The 18,295-nt window shown below is 41.0% G+C and carries 12 protein-coding genes and 1 pseudogene; 3 read left to right on the forward strand and 10 right to left on the reverse strand.

Annotation, left to right across the window (positions count from 1 at the left end):
• Window positions 1-125 precede the first annotated feature (125 nt).
• Together IPI59_00370 and IPI59_00375 are read left to right on the forward strand one after the other, a co-directional pair.
• Window positions 126-2,330, forward strand: a complete 2,205-nt coding sequence (locus IPI59_00370; GenBank protein MBK7526028.1) for an ATP-dependent helicase — start codon at window positions 126-128, stop codon at window positions 2,328-2,330.
• Window positions 2,331-2,547: 217 nt separating this feature from the next.
• On the forward strand, window positions 2,548-4,140 hold the full coding sequence (locus IPI59_00375; GenBank protein ID MBK7526029.1) for a methylmalonyl-CoA mutase: 1,593 nt from the start codon (window positions 2,548-2,550) through the stop codon (window positions 4,138-4,140).
• A 61-nt stretch (window positions 4,141-4,201) separates the two neighbouring features.
• On the opposite strand, the pseudogene IPI59_00380 reads toward IPI59_00375, so the two are convergent.
• Window positions 4,202-4,793, reverse strand: a pseudogene (locus IPI59_00380) (riboflavin synthase).
• A 219-nt stretch (window positions 4,794-5,012) separates the two neighbouring features.
• Between IPI59_00380 and IPI59_00385 the strand changes: the two are divergent.
• Window positions 5,013-5,582, forward strand: a complete 570-nt coding sequence (locus IPI59_00385) for a hypothetical protein (GenBank protein ID MBK7526030.1) — start codon at window positions 5,013-5,015, stop codon at window positions 5,580-5,582.
• A 50-nt stretch (window positions 5,583-5,632) separates the two neighbouring features.
• Here the strand turns inward: IPI59_00385 and IPI59_00390 are convergent, their stop codons facing one another.
• The 9 genes from IPI59_00390 to IPI59_00430 all read right to left on the reverse strand — a co-directional run bounded on the left by IPI59_00390 (window position 5,633) and on the right by IPI59_00430 (window position 18,023).
• Window positions 5,633-6,952 carry a UDP-glucose/GDP-mannose dehydrogenase family protein gene (locus IPI59_00390; protein ID MBK7526031.1) on the reverse strand — a complete coding sequence of 440 codons (1,320 nt, stop codon included), beginning with the start codon at window positions 6,950-6,952 and terminating at the stop codon, window positions 5,633-5,635.
• Window positions 6,953-7,258: 306 nt separating this feature from the next.
• Window positions 7,259-8,362 carry a glucosaminidase domain-containing protein gene (locus IPI59_00395; protein MBK7526032.1) on the reverse strand — a complete coding sequence of 368 codons (1,104 nt, stop codon included), beginning with the start codon at window positions 8,360-8,362 and terminating at the stop codon, window positions 7,259-7,261.
• A gap of 114 nt (window positions 8,363-8,476) precedes the next feature.
• Window positions 8,477-10,243 (reverse strand): LysM peptidoglycan-binding domain-containing protein, encoded by a 1,767-nt coding sequence (locus IPI59_00400; protein ID MBK7526033.1) that lies wholly within the window; start codon window positions 10,241-10,243, stop codon window positions 8,477-8,479.
• 49 nt (window positions 10,244-10,292) lie between these two features.
• A complete protein-coding gene (locus tag IPI59_00405; protein MBK7526034.1) occupies window positions 10,293-11,594 on the reverse strand; it encodes a glucosaminidase domain-containing protein in 1,302 nt (433 codons plus the stop codon).
• Between the two features lie 142 nt (window positions 11,595-11,736).
• Entirely contained in the window at window positions 11,737-12,381 is a 645-nt protein-coding gene (locus tag IPI59_00410; protein ID MBK7526035.1) for an O-methyltransferase, read from the reverse strand.
• A gap of 561 nt (window positions 12,382-12,942) precedes the next feature.
• On the reverse strand, window positions 12,943-14,388 hold the full coding sequence (locus tag IPI59_00415; GenBank protein MBK7526036.1) for a T9SS type A sorting domain-containing protein: 1,446 nt from the start codon (window positions 14,386-14,388) through the stop codon (window positions 12,943-12,945).
• Window positions 14,389-14,506: 118 nt separating this feature from the next.
• Window positions 14,507-15,478 carry a mechanosensitive ion channel family protein gene (locus tag IPI59_00420; protein MBK7526037.1) on the reverse strand — a complete coding sequence of 324 codons (972 nt, stop codon included), beginning with the start codon at window positions 15,476-15,478 and terminating at the stop codon, window positions 14,507-14,509.
• A 933-nt stretch (window positions 15,479-16,411) separates the two neighbouring features.
• Window positions 16,412-16,789: a GxxExxY protein gene (locus IPI59_00425; protein MBK7526038.1), complete on the reverse strand. Its 378-nt coding sequence runs from the start codon at window positions 16,787-16,789 to the stop codon at window positions 16,412-16,414.
• A gap of 130 nt (window positions 16,790-16,919) precedes the next feature.
• Entirely contained in the window at window positions 16,920-18,023 is a 1,104-nt protein-coding gene (locus tag IPI59_00430; protein ID MBK7526039.1) for an ISAs1 family transposase, read from the reverse strand.
• Between the last annotated feature and the right edge of the window lie 272 nt (window positions 18,024-18,295).

Here is an 18,295-nt window from a genome sequence, read left to right on the forward strand (position 1 = left end):
TCAAAAAAAGAGTAGCGGTAATATATTTTTGCAATTTCGCGCTTGCTTCAAAAATAAAATAGTATTTTTGACGGCACGCAAACGGGTAAATTATTTCATCAAACAAAAAGACAATAAAAACAGCTATGCCGCCCAACCAATTTCCGGATGAATTTGAACAAGAACTTCATAATTTTTTAAAAACCTTTGGCAATTTTGAATCCGATATTACCGAATCAACAACAAAACGGCAGTTAAATTTTTCCGGATGGGGGGGCAACGAACAAGGAGGCAATAATAGCTCGTTTTATCGCAAAGCACCCAATACTCCGGTGCCCGATACCGTTCAGGCACGAATCGAAAAATTAAAAGCCATTATTCAGGCTATCGAAAAAAAATCGGAACAAACGCCCCCAGCCGAAATTCCACCTGGCAAAACATTTAAGCTCAACTACACTGGGCATTTAAACCCCAGCCAATTAGCTGCCGTTACCAATATTAAAGGCCCAATGCTTGTTATTGCAGGGGCGGGCAGTGGTAAAACCCATACCGTTACCTACCGCGTAGCCTATATGCTCGAAAACGATATTAGTGCCGAGAACATGCTGCTGCTAACCTTTACCCGCCGCGCTGCCCAACAAATTATACACCGCACCAACCGCTTATTGCAAAACACCCAAGCCGAGCAAATAATGCGCGGCACTTATCACGCTTTTGCCAATTATAGTTTGCGCCGTTATGCCAACCTCATTAATTTGCCTTCGAACTTTACCATTGTTGATGTGCAAGACTCGGAAGATATTATTGACCTCATCCGGAATGAATTTAAATTTGATGCCACCACCAAAAAAGCTTTCCCTAAAAAAGGCCGTCTGCAAGAAATTATTTCAAAAGCCCGCAACTGCGATATACCCATTGCCCAAGTAATTGACCGCGAATATACCGGCCTATACGAATATATTGAACCCATTGATAAAATAAGCAAAATTTACGCCCAATACAAAAAAGCCAACCGCATTTTTGACTACGACGACCTAATGGACGAACTGCGCAATGCCCTGCGAGACCACAAAACATTTAGGCGCAAAATGGGGCAGCAATACCAATATATTATGGTCGATGAGTTTCAGGACACTAATACCGTTCAAAAAGATATTATTGACCTTATAGCCGCCGACCATCAAAACGTAATGATTGTAGGAGACGATGCGCAAAGTATTTACGGCTTTAGAGGTGCTAATTTTGAAAATATTTTGCTTTTTCCGGAAACTTACCCCAATTGCCGGATTGTAAAATTGGAACAAAACTATCGAAGTACGCAACCCATACTCGATTTTAGCAATATTATAGCTAATAATGCCCGGATGGGCTACCAAAAGCACCTTTTTTCAGTACATAAAAGCCCCAATAAACCCACTATAACCCGCCTTGCCGACCAAGAAGACGAGGCCACTTATATTGTTGATAAAATAATGGCGCTGCACCAGCAAAACATTCCGTTTAGCCAAATGGCGGTTTTGTATCGCTCGTCGTACCATGGCAACTATATACAAGCCGAGTTGTTGCGGCGCAATATTCCGTACATTGTGGTAGGTGGGGTAAAATTTATTGAGCGGCGGCACGTTAAAGATATAATGTCTTTGTTGCGTTTGGTGCTAAACCCATACGACCCCGTTGCCTGGAACCGAAGTTTAAACTTATTGCCCGGCGTAGGCAAAGTAACCGCTAGCAAAATTTTAGCAAATATACGCAGCAACCAAGGACAACTAAACCCCCACGATTTTGAAAAAACTCGCTATGCCAGCTACTTAGAAGACCTCAAACAGGCACTTACCGCTGCCGCTAACCCCCGAAGCAGCGTAAGCAGCAAAATTGCCCGCCTGCGCCAATACTACCAACCTTTATTGCTGCAGTTAGAAGATGATGCCGAAACCCGTATAGCCGATTTGGATGTGTTAGAGCAAATGGCCTTAAAATACGAATCGCTCGAAAAATTTTTATCAGAGTTTGCCCTTGACCCCCCCTCAACACAATTTCAAAACCAAGCCCGCCCGCTTATTGACGAGTCTGAAGAGCCGCCGCTTACCCTCTCAACCATCCACTCGGCAAAAGGTTTAGAGTGGTACGCCGTTTTTATACCCCACCTGCTCGATGGCTTGTTTCCGAATGCACGCAGTATGCGAAGTTTTGAAGCCATTGAAGAAGAACGCCGGCTGTTTTACGTGGCCTGTACCCGCGCTAAAGAGCAATTATGCCTCACCATGCCCGCATGGGTAAGCAGTTTTGACGAGTATTTTAGTATGCCCTCGCGATTTGTTAGCGAAATACCCGACAATTTATACGAACATTAAGAGCAAAAATATTGCCGGCCATAGTTTTGACTTTTTTTTGATTGACACGACTTCTTTTCCTAAATTTTATCCGGAAAATGCTTAGAACTGCCCGGTTTTTCAAATAAAAAGAGCTTTTATTTCAATGCTTTGGTTTTTCCGGAATAAACCGCTATGTTTGTGGAATTGATAAAACATGATCCGTGGTTTCGGGCACATTATATTTACACTTTCTTTCATGTCCAATCCCAATTTTAAACAAGGAGACCAAGAAGAGGCGCAACAAAAATCTTCAAATTTTATAACCGATTCGGGCATACCCATTGCCCGCGTTTACCCGCCCCTACCTCCCGATTTTGAACAGCCGGGCGAGTTTCCGTTTACGCGCGGCATACATCCAAGCATGTACCGCAGCAAATTATGGACTATGCGGCAATATTCCGGATTTTCGACCGCCGAAGAAAGTAATCGCCGCTACCACTACCTGCTTTCGCAAGGAACAACCGGGCTGTCGGTGGCCTTTGACCTGCCCACCCAAATTGGCTACGACAGCGACCACGCCATGGCCGAAGGCGAGGTGGGCAAAGTGGGCGTAGCTATTTGTAGCCAACATGATATGGCCGCTTTGTTTAAAGGTATAAGCCTGCAACAGGTTACTACCAGCATGACCATTAACGCAACCGCTTTTATTTTACTGGCCATGTATGTAGTGGAAGCGCAAAAACAAGGCGCTGACCTGAAAAAAATATCCGGAACGATACAAAACGATATTTTAAAAGAATATGCCGCACGCGGTACCTATATTTACCCGCCGCGCTCCTCTATGCGCATTATTACCGATATTTTTGCGTGGTGCAGCCGCGAACTGCCGCGCTGGAACAGTATTTCAATATCGGGTTACCATATACGCGAAGCCGGAAGCACCGCCGCCCAAGAATTGGCTTTTACCCTTGCTAATGGCAAAGCGTATTTGTTGGCAGCGCAAACAGCCGGCTTAAATATAAACACGTTTGGCAAACGCTTGTCGTTCTTTTTTAATGCCCACAACCATTTTTTTGAAGAAATAGCTAAATTTAGGGCTGCGCGCCGAATATGGGCAAAAATTACCCAAAGTATGGGTGCTACCGATGCCGATGCCCAAAAACTGCGGTTTCATACCCAAACCGGCGGCTCGACTTTAACGGCGCAACAACCGCACAACAATATTACCCGCGTTACTTTGCAGGCTTTGGCAGCCGTTTTAGGCGGCACACAAAGTTTACACACCAATGGCTTTGACGAGGCACTGTCGTTGCCTACCGAAGAGGCCGCCCGTATTGCGCTGCGCACCCAACAAATTATTGCCTACGAAACTGGCGTAACCCAAACTGTTGACCCCTTTGCCGGCTCGTACTTTATAGAAACCTTAACCAACGAATTAGAAGCCGCCGCCTGGGCTTATATTGATAAAATTGATGCTATGGGCGGCTCGGTAGCTGCTATAGAACAAGGCTATTTACAAGACGAAATTGCGAATGCTGCCTACAAATGGCAACAACAGGTTGAGGAGGGCGAAAAAATTGTAGTGGGCGTAAATCAGTTTACTATGAATGAGCCTCCTCCGGCTAATATTTTCCGGATAGATGACAGTATCCGGAAAATACAAAGCGAACGATTAGCTCAAATTAAAGCAAATCGCAACGCAGCTAACGCAAAAAATGCTATTGATACAGTGATACAAGCCGCTAAAAACGATACTAATTTAATGCCGCCGGTAATTGCCGCCATTCAAAATGATTGCACACTTGGCGAAATTGCCGATGCCCTGCGAGGTGTTTTTGGCGAGTTTTAAACAATGGATTAGCTACTGTTATTTTATTGGTACAATTTCTATTCTATCCGGATATTTAAAGTCAGATATCCTTATTGAGCATCCGGGCAATATATTTTCCTAAAATATCGAACTCTATATTAACGGTATCGCCTGTTTTATACAGGTTAAAATTAGTGTGTTGGTAGGTATAGGGTATAATGGCCACCGAAAAATGCGAGTCGGTTGGCTCAATAACGGTTAAACTTACCCCCATCTATGGCTACCGAGCCTTTTGGAACAAGCAAATTTTTAAAGTCCGGAGGGTATAAAAAAGTAAACAACCAACTGCCATTTTGGTCGGCAATATTTACTATTTGGGCAGTAGTATCGACGTGGCCTTGTACAAAATGCCCATCGAGGCGGCCATTTGCCGGCAAGCAACGCTCTAAATTTATTTTGCTGCCAATTGTTAGTTGGCCCAGATTGGTTTTCTGCAGGGTTTGGTCAATGGCGGTAACGGTGTGTGTTGTTTGAGTTTGCGCTAAAACGGTGAGGCAAACGCCATTATGTGCCACACTTTGGTCTATATGTAATTGATTGGCTATTTTTGACGCTACGGTTATTTGTAGGTTTTGTTGCTCTTGCCTTAGTTGGGTTATAATACCACTTGTTTCAATAATGCCGGTAAACATGGTGCTAATTTGCTTTGTAGATATATTTTGTTTTTGAGGGCAAAAATACAGGTTTGCCTTGTATTTATTTTACTTCATCTTATTAATGTACTTGTAACGAAACATAACGTCTTATTTTGGATGTTGTTTATTTTGCTTGGTTTTTATTACTTTTGTACTGTATTTTTAAATTGCATTTATAACCACTAATACTATATCTTTTTTAAATTGATTGAAAAAATGAATAAACAAGTTTTCTTATTGAGTTTTGCTTTAATTACCTTGTGCTTTACATTTACCGGCTGTGGCACTGACGAACCTTCTGGCGACTACCCCGTAACGTACAAATTTAATAAAGTTGACAATGTTGGTAATCAAAAAACTACTGTTTCGGTTGCTGGCGCGCAACAACCAGTAGCCAACCCGCCCAGCAGTGTGGTAAATAACAAAGTATTTACCGAGCTTGCTACTGCCAATGCGGCCTACACAAGTATTGTGCTAACAAGTGCCGCTAACGCTGCCCTTACAAATAGCGACACTACTATAAATATTACCTATACTGTTGATGCCAATGGAATACATACTTTTAAAGTTCCGCTTTTGAGTGGTTTTAAAACCGTAGAGGCGCAGCTAACCGGCAATGATTTGAAAATGCCCATGATTGCTGCTGCCTGGTATTTAAATAATGGCAGCACCCCCTCAATTTTATCGGCTTATGGCATTACAAATAAAATTGACCCTTATGAAGGTATTAAAGATGGCGAAATTACCTCGTACAAACTTGCCGACCACCTATATATAAAAGATTAAGAGCGAAAAACAAGTTCAAAACAATAGGTGCTGTTGGTTTCTTTATTTATTTATTGTACCGTTTGCCGGCCAATACTATAATAAAAAAAACTGTGTTGCTGCATATCTTGAGGGTTAAACACATTGCGACCGTCAAAAATGGTTTTGGTTAATAGGTGTTTTGCAATGGTTTCAATGGGTATTTGCTTAAACTCGTCCCATTCGGTTAAAATTAGCAGGGCGTGGGCTTTGTCAAGTGCGGCTATGGCGTTAGAGGCAAACGAAATGCTGTTTTTTAAATTCGTTTGTTGTTTAATGTTTTCTATGGCTTGTGGGTCGTAGGCAGTAATGGCAGCACCTGCTTGTAAAAGGGTTTCAATAATATCAATAGCGGGGGCTTCGCGTATATCGTCGGTATTGGGTTTAAAGGCTAAGCCCCAAACGGCCAGTTTTATACCTTGTAGCTGATGATTAAAATGGGTTATTACTTTCTGTGCAAAATCTTGCCGTTGTGCTGCGTTTACGTTCATTACAGCCTCTAAAATCCGGAAATTGTAGTTGTTTTGGTTGGCCGTTTCTGACAGTGCCAATACATCTTTAGGGAAGCAACTTCCGCCGTACCCAATTCCCGGAAACAAAAATTTTGGGCCTATTCGAGTGTCCATACCTATACCCAAGCGCACCCAATCAATATTTGCACCTACTATTAGGCAAAGGTTTGCCATTTCGTTCATAAACGATATGCGGGTAGCTAAATAAGCGTTGGCGGCATATTTGGTAAGTTCAGCCGAGCGAATATCCATACATAAAATATCGGTTTCGGCATTTTTTACAAAGGGCGCGTATAGCGTTTTTAATAAATTGGCGGCTTTTGAGGTGTCGGTGCCAATTACAACCCTGTCGGGCTGCATAAAATCTTCAACGGCTGCCCCTTCGCGCAAAAATTCGGGGTTCGAGGCCACATCAAAAGGTTGTTTGGTAATGCTGGCAATTAAATTGGCTACTTTTTGGGCGGTATCAACCGGCACGGTACTTTTATTAACAATCAGCTTGTAGGATTTCATGTGTTCAGCTATTTGCCGGGCTGCCTGAAGCACGTATTTTAAATCAGCCGAGCCATCTTCGGTAGGTGGTGTTGGAAGTGCTAAAAATATAATATCGGCAAAATCAACGGCTTGTTCAAGGTCGGTTGTAAAGGATATTTTGTTGTTTTTAAGACACTGTGCCAGCAAGTTGTCAAGCTCGGGTTCGTAAATAGTAATTTGGCCCTTTTGCAGGCGTTCAACTTTGGCGGCATCAATATCAACGCCCATTACCTGATAGCCTTTGTAGGCAAAGCAAATACCCGTTACCGAGCCTACGTAACCTGTTCCGATGACGGCAATTTTCATATTAAGTAAAAAAGGGCTTAACCACTTGTTAGGTGGCTACAAATAAGCCAAAATGTAAGAAAACAAAAAGAGAAGAAATACTGAAACTTGTATGTTTTTATACCACAAAGGTACAACAATTTACAAAAAAATTTCCCGTGCATTTTGCTTTACTAACTAAAACAGGAGCGGAAAGAGTATAGATGTCGGCATTTATCCGGAAAACAAGTTTAAGAATAACTTATTGTGCCTTGGTTTTTTCTTATCCGGAGAAATACAGCGTCCCTGTCTTAATAAAATATGGGAGGCTACATAAAAAAGATAGTTTTAAAGTACTAAGTTTTGCCCTACTACAATGGTATTGCTGCGCAAGTTGTTTATTTGTTTTATCTCGTGCAGGGGTATATTGAACCGCTTCGAGAGCGAAAACAAGGTGTCGCCGGATTGAACGGTATAGTTGCCGGTGTATATTTCTTGGTTTTGTGAGAGTTGTTTTTTGTAGTTTGGTTGCTGTTTTTTAGCAGGCCGTACCTGTGCATAATAGGTTTGTTGGGGCTGGGCGGGCGAAGTGCCATAAAAAACACTTGGCGTATTGATTCCGTAAAGTTGGGCAATATCGCCAAGCCCGTCGGGGCGATTTTTGTAGGTGGGCTGGGTTGGGCTAAGGCGTTGAATTTTTGCAGGCGATTCGATAAATATCATTGAATTGGCCGGAATGATGTCTTCATCAACCAAATCGTTCCAGTCTTTTAAAAGTTCGGGGGCCAAGCCATAGCGTTTTGTAACATAGTCGAGTGCTATATCGCAGTTGAACATAATAATTTTAGCGCCTCTAAAGTCGGCCATCATGCCCATTACTACCTCCTCGCATTGGTCGCCTTCTTTCATAAAAATATCGAACTCGTAAAGGTCGTATTTTTCAACAATATCAATCAGGTACGATGCGTAGCGGTTATCTGTGGCATATCCGGCTTTTTTTAGCCCCTTAGCCCAGTTTCGGTAATCAATTTGCTGGCCTTCAAATAAAAAACTGTATCGGTCATTTCTTTGTAAAAAATTGGTATGGTCAACAAACGATTCGTAGTCGCTGGCGTATTTTCTAAAACATTCTTTTGGTTTTTCGTCTTTGGCGTAAATGCGTGGGCCTTGCCAGCTTCGGTGGCATTTAATGCCAAAATGGTTGTTTGCGTTAAGGGCAATATTGCTGTTACCCATTTGCGACTCGAGGATACCTTGCGCTAAGGTAATGCTTGCCGGCACCCCCGACCGTTGCATTTCGGTAACGGCTATACCTTTGTATTTTTCAATGTAGGTTTTTACTGCAGTGGGGCCGGTGGTGGGTTTTTGGGCTAAGGCGTTCAGGTTGTTAAACAATAAACAAAACAAGGCCAAACATAATGCTGCCAATACGTTGGTCATTTCTTTTTTCATAAAAGTGGGGTACTAAAATAGAGCTGTATGTGGTTTAAAAAAATAAGTTTTTGTGTTAGAAATTGATTTGAATAGGTATAAAATGTTGTTTTATTAGGATGTCTAATTTGTTTCTTATTTAATGGACTTAATCAATAATTGCTGGCCATTGCTTATTGGCGAGTTGCCTAATTTGTTTAATGCTCTGATTTGTTGTGGAGTAACGCCATATTTTTTGCCAATTTCGTTAAGGGTTTCGTTGGGTTGTACTGTATGGTATATATTGGCATTTATTAAATGATTAACTTCACTTTCTGTTGGGTTGGGGTTATTGGTTGTTGTAGGGGTGGTTGTATTTTCGGTGGGCAAGGGTTGGGTTAGGTTTGCAGATTTATTGTTGTTAGCTGGCAAACTGATATTAGCGGTTATAAGTGGCGCTTTTTTAGCTGATTTACGAAGTTGCAAGGTTTGCCCAGGCAAAGGTTGGTCGGTGGGGTTTAGTTTGTTAAGAAGGGCTAACTGATTAATACCCATACCATATTGTTGTGCAATTTGCCATAAGGTTTCGGCTTGCCTAACGGTATGCTTTTTGTGGTTACGTGCTGCCTTGTTTTTCTTTGGCTCTAAAAACCAAATTGTATTGGAGGGTAATAGCAAGTCGGGGGTGTTTATTTCGTTAAAACGGCATATTTCGGCAAGTGGTATATTGTAGGTTGCCGCTATTTGTGCAGCGGTAGTTGACTGGTAATAGCTTATGCAATGTAGGTTGTTAATAATAGTTTTTTGTTTAACCGTCAATTTTTGTGCCGAATTTGTAGCTAAAGGACTTGTTAGCGTATTTGCTTTATATTTTGAGCCAGCCGCCATGGCACTAAAATTAGCAGTTGGTTTGGAGTGTATCTTTCCGGAGGTCGTGGCATTTGCTTGTTCTTGATGGTATTTATTGTTGTTGCTGTTATTAATTGTTTGCGAGTAAACAGTCGCCTCGTCCGGAGGCCAGCTGATTTTGCCAATTAATGCAGACATTGTATTATTTTCGGGTTTACCCGAATAAATGAACGATGGCACATCAACGCTATTGCGGTTTATGGACTGGTTGTGATTTGAAAAAGAAACAGGTTTATAAACACCTTTATTACTTGATTTGATTTGGTTTTGTTTTTTAATCATTGCCTGACTAATGGCCTCGTCAATCGATTTTAGGTCGGTAATGGGTATGCCCGATGCCGCAACAGCGCGATGTTGCTGCGGTTTTATACTACCTTGGGGGGCATTTGCCTCTTTTCCTTCAGCAGTGGTGGCGGCGGCGGGCTTGTTTACCAGCGAAGATTGGCTATTTGTTGCTTGTATTGACTCGTAAGTCGGAATAGCGGCATATTCCGGAATTAGGTCGTATTGGTTGAGGTTATACCGTTCAATAATCATAATCAATTTTTCCGGATAATTGACGGCGGTGGCGTATCCGGCCATTTTTAGCCCATTTGCCCACGCTTTATAGTCGGTTATTGGCAATTCAAACAGAGCGGCATATTTTTGTCCACTGCGCAAAAACAACGACCTGTCTCGGTACGAATCTAATACGGTAGCGTATTTCCGGAAACATTCATTTGGGGCATCATCATCTTTATATACCACTTCTCCTTTCCAGTCGCTTTTACATTTTACCCCAAAATGGTTATTTGCTTTAAGGGCTAACTCGCTATTGCCAAACCCCGACTCGTACATGCCCTGAGCCAGGGTAATACTTGCGGGTATGCCGGCCTCGTGCATTTGCAAAACAGCCAGTTCGTTGTAAGTAGCAATATAGGCACGGGCTTGTTCGTCGCGGCTGGTTAGCAATTCTAAAAATGAATTGTCAAACGATTGCCAAAAGGCCATGAAGCTAAGGAGCAAAAGTTTCATAATAGTAGTTTTTTATGTTGCTATGTAGTAGAATATAGTTGGTAGGTGCTTAGTATTGTAAAACGGGTGGCTTTTTATTTGCTTTGGTTGTTTTGTTGTTTTTGCGCGATTTGTTTTTGCCACGTAAATATACTTTTTCGCCTTCGGTTAGTTTGTATCCGGTGGGCATATAATTGCGTTCAGCTAATTTTATTAAGTCAACGCCATAGTGTTGCGACACATCCCATAGGGTTTCGTTTGGGGCGGCATGGTAATATTTGTAGTTGCGTTTAGTTTTATTGCGTTTTGGTTCTAAAAAAATAGGTGTTCCGGTTGTAAACTGGTTTCCTGCCGACAGGTTGTTGTATATATATATTTGGGCTACGGTTAAATGGTATTTTTTGGCAACTTCGTTGGGGCTAACGGCGGCGTTACACTGTGTAACTAAACAATTATTAATTTGGCGTTCAAACCATACTAACCGAATTGGTTTTTGAGAGGGTTGTTGCTCGGCATTAGCGGCAACAGAACTTTTGTTTATTAATTGGTTGGAGTTTTGCCTTTGTGCTGTTGTTGTTGTTGGCTGTTGATATATTTGGTTTGGTTGGCTTTGTTGGTTATTGCCCTGTGCTGTTGGGGCAGGTAAAATGGCTATAAATTGGGTATTATTGTCGTTGATGTATTGCTGATTTTGCAATTGTGCTAAAGTTTCTTCGTTGTAAGCATCATATTTAGCTAATTCATAACGGCTAATTAAACTAATTAAAATTTTGTCGTAATTGGGGTTGGTGGCATAGCCTGCCTTTTTTAGCCCTATGGCCCATTCTTTGTAGTTGTTGGCTGGCAGTTCAAACAGCGAGGTATAGTAGCCTTTAGGGTGGTTAAATAAAAACTCTGAATGGTCGGTGTACGATTCGGCTACCGAGTTGTATTTTCTGAAGCATTCATTCGGCGAATCGTCTGTTAGTTGTATGGTGTCTCCTTGCCAATAGCTTTTACATTTAATACCAAAATGATTATTTCCTTCCGTCATGAGGCGGCTTCGGCCAAAATCTGTTTCAATTAATGCTTGTGCCAGGGTAATACTGGCCGGAATTCCGTACCATATCATCTCTTGAATTGCGTATATTTTATGGCTTTCAACGTAGGCATTTGCGCGTATATCTTTGTCGTTGTTGTTATTATTATTGTTATTGTTATTTAAATAATTGTAATGGGTAAAATTAATAGTTGTATAAATAGGGCTGGCGGAGCTTTCGAGTGTTAAAATAGTAAGAACTATAGCAACTGTAAAAAAATTTTGCCGCGGCAAACAAGTGTTTACAAGTAATATTAGCCTGTCAACAGGAAGTAAATAAAATGGGTTGGGCATGAAAACTTAAAATGTGTAATAAATTTAATAATTTGACTTTATGTTTATATGAAAAATGAATATTATGCGCCTAACTAACAAAATTGCAATACGTTTAATAACTAAAATAAATCCGGCAAAACCTATATATAAAATGCACCAACTATGTTTTTTTACGAATTAATGTCATTCCATCCCGAAGCGGCAACATTAAATTTTCTACCTGAGGGTCGGCTTGAACGGCATCATTAAATTGGCAGATGGCCAACGTGTCTTCATCGTTTGGTTTGGGGCTTAGCACTTTACCGCTCCACAGCACATTGTCAGCAATAATTAACCCTCCGGGCCGCAATTTGTCAATTACTAATTTATAATAATTTAGGTAGTTAATCTTGTCGGCATCAATAAAAATAAGATCAAATGTTTCGTTTATAGCAGGTATAAGGTCTAACGCATTGCCAGTTAATACTTTAATTTGATGTTTGCACCCTGCTTTTTCAAAATATTGCTCTTGAATTGGAGCTAGCTCTTCGTTAATATCAATAGTATATAAAAGCCCATCCGGATGGTTTAGCCCCTCGCATAAACAAATAGCCGAGTAACCCGTAAAAGTACCTATTTCAAGCACGCGCTTAGGTTGCACTAATTTCGACAACATGGCTAAAAACCTGCCCTGTACCTGCCCCGATAACATTTGAGGTGCTAATACTTTTAAATTGGTTTCGCGGTTTAAAGCTTGTAAAACGGCATTTTCGGGGCTTGTATGTTGCTTTAAGTAGGTATCAATAGCTTCGGAAACTAAATTCATATAAAATTAAAATATAATAATAAATATACTGTTCGGTTTAAAAATAACGAGCAAATTTACTAAAAATATCATTAAAACTAAATTTTGCCTTAAAACCATGCCTATTAATTATACAACAAAGACCTAAAATGTTACAATTTGCCTGGCTTGATTTTATCTTTAACTAAAGCAAAACTTTGCAAACTGTTTCTCCAGGGTTAAACAGCTCATCAGCAAAGTAAACACCCAAACATAGTAGCGTAAATCTAAATAAATTCTAAAGTAAATCTAAATAAAAACCGAATTAACATTTATAACACAACTATTTTACAATCTATTGCGTTATCTGTTAAATTTTGTTCAAAAAAATGCTTATTTTTCGAGCTAATTCAACTCATTAAACCCTTTCATAAATTCTGCATCTAAAAAAAAACAAAGGTAACCTGCCTGGCCAAATAAATAAAAAATTAAAAGTTGGACATAGATATAGCTGTGTGCGAAGCCCAAAGTAAAATTTGGGCTTTTGCTTTTTTTAGTCCTAATCAAAAGCGACCTGACAAATAATATTGCAGTTTAGTTTATTTATTGCACTGCTACTTTTACCGTGTTGCCATATTTGCCACCTGCTTGTATATAGTAAATGCCTGCGTTTAGGTTTTGGTTAGGCAATTGAATAATGTCGTTGTTTTTTGGGTTGGCAACTTCGTATTTTTGTATCAACTGCCCTTGCGCATTACTTACCGCAATAGGCAGCGTAAAGCTCGAATTAGTGTTGTTTTGCCCATACTTGTCGGCAATTAGTAATTTGAGCGCAATGTTTTGCCCCCGCGCCACATTAACCGGATTTTGTAAAACCACCCCTTGCACCGGCTCCATATTATTAACGCTGCTATATTGGTTTGCTATCCCGGTTGTGAACGCTTCGGCACAAAGCCAAACCTTATAATTACCTGCATTGGTTTGAAGACTTAGGCTGGCATCAAAAACGGCGTTGCCGGGCGGGTAAAAACGCACTTGCAAATTATAGGTTTGCCCTGGCGGTATAGTTATTGGCTCGTTTGCCCAGTTGTCGAACAAAAAAGCATAGCTTACAATATTGAGGTTGTTTAAAATTAAATCGGCGGTGCCGGCGTTGGTAATGGCAATGGTTTTTATTTCGCCCAAATCATCTAAAGGCAGTTGTACGGGCTTAAAGCAAAGGGTGTCGGGGGTAATTTGCGCCACAGGTTGGGCGGGGGTGGCGTTAATAGCGTATTTATACAAAGTTTTGTAGGCATAAGCACTTGGGCCAACACGGTCGGCAATTAGCCAAAGGTATTGCCCGTCATAATGAAGCCCTTGTGGGCGTTGGTCGCCGTCAGGGTCGGCAAGTGGCCAGGTAAACAGCGTGTCTTTTTTGGTGCGCGAGTAGGCCCATATCCGTTCGGGGTCGTCATCTAAATTATCGGTAACATAAAAAATGGTATCGCCCTTGGTGGCTATGCCATAAACCTGTTTGCCATACAGCGGAATGGTGTCGGTAATTTTTTCGGTAGCCAAATCAATCCGGTAAGCATGGTTGTAGGGGTACACGTCAAAATCCGGATAATAAATTGTAAACCACAAGCCATTGCCATCGGCATCAAGGTCGCCCACGCCGCTGGGTTTCCCTTCAATTACATTGGGCAGTTTAAGTGTATCGGTTGTTTTGCCATCTTGGTTTACGGCATACAAGGCTACGCCCTGAGTTTGGTAGTCTTGTGCCAGCCAAAATTGGTTGTTTACCCATGCTAAGCCGTGGTTAAAATCGAAGGCTGTTTTTATGGTTTTTATAGTGTTGCCAGCTTCGTCCATTTTAAGGATGCTGCCCGTAAAGTCCGAGCCTAAGTATAAAAAACCATCGCTAAGGCGGGTAAGCCCCCAAGTGTAGGTATATTCGTTTTGGCTTGGCAACGGTATAGTGTCTATTAAAGTTTGAGCAATACCATTAACACTAAAGACAATAAAAAAAAGGGCGGCTATAATTGTTGTTTGAAGGGAGTTTTTCATGCGATTTAAAATAATATGTGTATGCAAATAGTTGTAGGCCGTAGTTAGTATTTATCCGGATAAATTTATATGCCACCCGCGCTCAAACCATTAAAACTTTGTACTATATTTAAGGTATTTATTTATCCGGATTTTCTTTTGCGTCATCTTCCTTTGTTTCAGATTTTGGTGGCGGAGCGTGTAAATTGGTGTTGTTTTTATAAGTATCCGGAAAAATTAACACCCTGTGCGGGTACGGAATAAGTATATTATGTTGTTTAAAAGTTTTAAGCAGGGTATAGTTCATGTCAAAAGTAAGGTCAATGGCATCGTTATTATTGGCTGTCCATGCCCAGGCGCGCAGGCGTATGCCCGACTCCTCGAGTTGAATTATTTTTACCCGCACTTTGGGTTTTCCTTTTACAATGTCGTCGGCATTGCGGTTGTCAATACAAAGGGGGTGGTTGGTTATAATTTGCTGTATCAATTGCATGGCAAGGTCAACATCTTCGTTATAGCCAATGGTAATTTCAATAAATTTACAAATTTTTAAGTCGTTAAGTTGGGCGTTTACAATTACCTGCTGGCTTATTAACGAGTTTGGCACTACCATCCGGCGGTTTTCGGGGGTGCGCAATATGGTGTGGCGCAGGGTAATATCTTCAACAATGCCAAAAATATCGCGGTCAATAAACAAATGGTCTTTAACGTTAAAGGGCTTAAAAACAACAATAAACAGCCCACTGATAATATTTGACAAGGCCTGCTGCGAGGCTAAACCAATAGCCAAAGCCAATATGCCCGCCCCTGCCAATAACGATTTTGATACGTTGCGCAGCGCCGGGATATGGTAAACGGCCACCATAATGCCAATAACATAAATAATGGCTCTAAGGCTGTGCTTTATAAAATGGTACGAGCTGGTATTTAACAAGTTCGTTAAACGCGAGATGCGCAAAATGCCGTTAAAACTTTGGTTGACAATGGCCGCCACTAACCAGGTTGAAAGCAAAATAAATGCCTCGAACAGCAAAAACCAAGGCATTTCTAAATAGGTTTTTTGCTGGTAAAACTCAGTTAAATCTTTCCAAAAATTTTGCAGGGCATCCATAAACAGTTTTAAGCGGGCAATAAATGCGGGTAGCGTTTTTTGCGTTTGTACTGCAAAGATAACATAAAACCAAACACTATTTGAGTTACAAACCTTTTGTGTCCTTTGCGGTAAAACACTAACCGCAGAGTTCGCTAAGATTTCAACCGCTAAGTTCCGCTAAGCCCTTTTGTGTCCTTTGCGGTAAAACACTAACCGCTAAGTTCGCTAAGATTTCAACCGCTAAGTTCGCTAAGTCCTTTTTTGCCCTTTGCGGTAAAACACTAACCGCTAAATTCGCTAAGATTTCAACCGCTAAGTTCGCTAAGTCCTTTTGTGCCTTTTGCGGTAAAACACTAACCGCTAAGTTCGCTAAGATTTCAACCGCTAAGTTCGCTAAGCCCCTTTGTGCCCTTTGCGGTAAAACACTAACCGCTAAATTCGCTAAGATTTCAACCGCTAAGTTCGCTAAGTCATTTTGTGCCCTTTGCGGTAAAACACTAACCGCAGAGTTCGCTAAGATTTCAACCGCTAAGTTCGCTAAGCCCTTTTTTGCCCTTTGCGGTAAAACACTAACCGCTAAATTCGCTAAGATTTCAACCGCTAAGTTCGCTAAGTCCTTTTGTGCCTTTTGCGGTAAAACACTAGCCGCTAAGTTCGCTAAGATGTCAACCGCTAAGTTCGCTAAGCCCCTTTGTGCCCTTTGCGGTAAAACACTAGCCGCTAAGTTCGCTAAGATTTCAACCGCTAAGTTCGCTAAGTCCTTTTGTGCCTTTTGCGGTAAAACACTAACCGCTAAATTCGCTAAGATTTCAACCGCTAAGTTCGCTAAGCCCCTTTGTGTCCTTTGCGGTAAAACACTAACCGCTAAATTCGCTAAGATTTCAACCGCTAAGTTCGCTAAGTCCTTTTGTGCCTTTTGCGGTAGAACACTAACCGCTAAATTCGCTAAGATTATACTCCATTAGCTACACGTTTTATTCCTTGCTTTAAAAGTGCTACATTAAAGTTGATGAGCAATCCCAACTTAAACTCACCCAGCTTCAAATAGGTTAGGGTTTGTGCAAGATGAACATCATTTAGTGCTTCAACGCTTTTTACTTCAATAACTACTTTATTTTCTACCAGTAAGTCCATTCTATAACCACAATCTAATTTCACTTCTTCAAATACCAATGGCATAGGCTTTTCCTTTTCTACCTTCAGTCCTTCTCTCTGCAAAACATAATAAAGGCACTCCTGATATGCACTTTCAAGCAAACCAGGACCAAGCGCCGTATGTACTTTAATCGCTGCACCAATTATTTTATTTGATATTTCATTTTCTGTCATACTTATTTATATTATTCTTTTTGTTTACTTTGCGAAAACCTTTGTGCCCTTTGTCGTACAACAAAACGACAAAGTTACACAAAGTTTATTCTTTAACAGCGGTTAAACTTAAAATTTCAGGTTAAACGCATTAAAATAGTGGTTGGATTAATTTGAGGAGATACATATCGTTCCAAGCGGCGATGTGTCTTCGTTTTTTAATACTGTTTTTGTCGTCATTTTGGGTTAAGATTTGTAGGGCTATTTTTCTGAGAGTAGCAAAGTTTTCAGCAGCATATTTGGTTCTGCTACGATTATGGTCTTCATTAAAGACAACATCGAGCATCCAGTGTAGGTTGTTTTCAATACCCCAGTGGTTTCGGCAAATTGTCAAAGCGTTTTGTGGACTTATATCGAGACTGGTGAGGTAATAGCGAACTTCCTGAGTAGTTTTTTCGGGTTGGTTTTTCAAAGTTCGCTCGGCAATAATACGAATAATTGATTGGCAATCCTTGAATTTTGCAGCCGAATCGACAAAAAACAATTGATTTAGCACCGTACAGGTGCGTTTTTCGATGCGTCCGCCGTTGTACTCCACTTTTTCGAAACTTGGCAGTTGAGCAGCTAATGATGAAAATCGGCTGACGGTTTCTTCAAACAAAACACCTTGGTTCTTTTTCAGTGCCAGTACATAATCTGCCTTTTTATTACGGATTTGCTCGGCTATATGGGGCTGACAAGCAATGGCATCTATACTAACTATGCTGCCTGCCAGTTCGAGAGCATCCAAAAGTTCGGGGATTGCCGTCTTTTCGTTGCTCTTTGCTGCCACCTTTTGCTGCCCCAACACCAAACGCTGCTCACACGCCCAAGCAGTTACAATGCATATACCGCTTTTTTTTGACCCTGAACGGTCGGTTCCGCATAAAACCTTGCCATCAATACAGACCTGTTTGTCGGCTAAAAAACCTAAAAGTTCCTTCGACCAACGATATAAACTTGACGAAAACGCATCTTTGTCTAAGTGCTGAAATACTCGGTTGAAAGTGTCGTGAGAGGGAATGCCGTTGGGTAATTCCATAAATGTCTTTAAAAAAGACAATTTTTGACGACCATACTCGGCTATTTCCTCAAAATCCTCCGCACCACTTACCACTGCACATAAACTAATAAGCAATATCTCAGGCAGGCTATACAACTTCTTGCGGTTTATACGAAAATCCTTTACTTCGGCGAAAAATTTAATTGTTTCCATGCCGCAAAAATAATTCCTATCTGGCTTTCTTTTATTTTTAATGCGTTTAACCTGTTAAAATTTCGTCAATCTCTTTTTGATTAAAAATTCCTCTGATGCCTTCGGGATGGAGCATGGTAAAAAGAGGTTCAATCAGGTTTCGTTTGTTCACATCGCCTTTATTAGCTGTTAGGCATTGCCTTCAAGATGCACTAACGAAAACAACCTAAATTCCGGAAGCTAAGTTTTTCCTCCGGAAAGCTAAACAAACCACCCTCCGGAAAAAAACAAGA

Source organism: Sphingobacteriales bacterium (genome assembly GCA_016706405.1).
Taxonomy (GTDB): Bacteria; Bacteroidota; Bacteroidia; order Chitinophagales; family UBA2359; genus BJ6.